The following is a 1,820-nucleotide window of genomic DNA, read 5'->3' on the forward strand; positions in this document are numbered from 1 at the left end:
AAGCCGATCACGACCCGGAGACGGAAGCGGAAGCGGTGCGAGCCCTCGGCAACGCCAGGGCAGCGGCCCACAGATATCCGGTACCGTTTCCAGTGTGCCGAGCAATGCACCCCGTGAACCTCGGGACCGCCTGACCAGGTGGTGGGTCACCTGCCGCTGCGGCCATCTTCGCGACAATCATCAACATTACCGGCGTGGCTCTGACTGCGGACAGTGTCCGTGCCCGGCGTTCTCTCGCGTCCGCTCCCGCCGACGCGGCTGACCGGCCCGAACGACCCGAGCCGACCCCGAGCACAGCGGCTGCCACTGCCTGGGCGCCGACCGCCGGACTCACCGGTGGGGCGGCCGGCGACACGTTTTTCTTCGTTTTCTCTATCACCGTAGAAACAACTAGAAACCTCCGCAACATCTCCGCATCCCCGCCACGGGCCAGTAGGGCGCGGTCAGATCACGGTCGGATCACAGGAATTCTCGGCATGATTAAACAACACGAACACTCCGCGACGCCCGCAGCCGTCACCCCTTGGCGATGAATCAACCACTAGCAGTGATGACATGTGGTACGTTCCCCGTGCCGAGATACGCGCTGTCCAAAGATGACGACAGCTGGTGGCGCATGATCGCGGACGGCACAGACACGCACGAGGGGGCAACGGTGCACGGACGCAGATCCGAACGTCAATCAGACTTCTGCTGTAAATCAACTGTCGGATGGGTAACGCTCGCCCGGGAACTCGCCCGGTAACCGGCGACGGAACGCACGTCGTTTGTCGCGTCACGGGCGTCACGCGCGCCGGAGGGCCAAAGGCGATGCGCTTGTGGTTCTGTCGCATCGCCGGCGGCCGAGGTCCCTGGGTCGGACAGCTGGCGTCCGAAGCACGCCCCGGAAACGGAAATCTCCCACGACGGTACCGGCCGCCCGGCCGGTGGTAAGCACCCTGCAAAGACGTTTGTCTCGCGCGCCCGGAGCCAAGGGCATGCCCGCGAGACCGGTCGACTCCGCTACAACCTGTTTCCCCGTGGCCTAAATCGGAGGATATCCGTTGTTCGAGACGTTGCGGCGTCCAGTGGCCCCTCTCTCGGTTAGCATCGTTATTCCAACGCTCAACGAGGCGAAAAACATACCCGACGTCTTCCGCCGGCTGCCACCGGACGCGGAGATAATCCTGGTGGACGGCCGGTCCAGTGACGACACCGTGCGGATCGCATGCGAACTCCGCCCTGACACAGTCGTCGTGCACCAGACACGACGCGGTAAGGGGAACGCTCTTGCCTGCGGCTTCGCCGCCGCCACCGGCGACTTCATCGTCATGCTGGACGCCGACGGTTCGGCGGATCCCGGTGAGATCGCAGACTTCCTCGACGCCCTTCGGAACGGAGCGGACTTCGCCAAGGGAACGCGCTTCGCCCACGGCGGTGGCAGCGCTGACATCACCCGCACCCGCCGGCTGGGAAACCGCGGCCTGTGCGTCCTGGCCAATCTGTTGTTCCGCCGACGCTTCACCGATCTCTGCTATGGCTACAACGCCTTCTCCCGCGCATGCCTACCCGCGCTGGGGCTCGAGCCCGGCCGGCATGGCGGAGTTCGCCAATGGGGTGACGGCTTTGAGATCGAAACATTGATCATGCTGCGGGTGGCAATGGCTGGCCTGCGCATCACCGAGGTGGGCAGTTTCGAGCAGCCCCGTGTTCACGGCGAGTCAAACCTGCGAGCCGGCAGCGACGGGCTGCGGGTACTGCGCACGATCGTGTCCGAGCGGCTACGTCGGCACGACGTTCCAGTCGCTCGGGCCGCCGCGCACGGCACCGTCGTCTCCCCT

General features: G+C 65.3%; 1 protein-coding gene. It reads left to right on the top strand.

What is annotated here, in order from left to right; genetic code table 11:
- Positions 1–1,043 precede the first annotated feature (1,043 nt).
- On the top strand, positions 1,044–1,820 hold a 777-nt coding region (locus U9980_RS11735; protein ID WP_322767940.1), incomplete at its 3' end, for a glycosyltransferase family 2 protein.

It is taken from the genome of Protofrankia sp. Cr1 (genome assembly GCF_963555865.1).
Classification (GTDB): domain Bacteria; phylum Actinomycetota; class Actinomycetes; order Frankiales; family Frankiaceae; genus Protofrankia.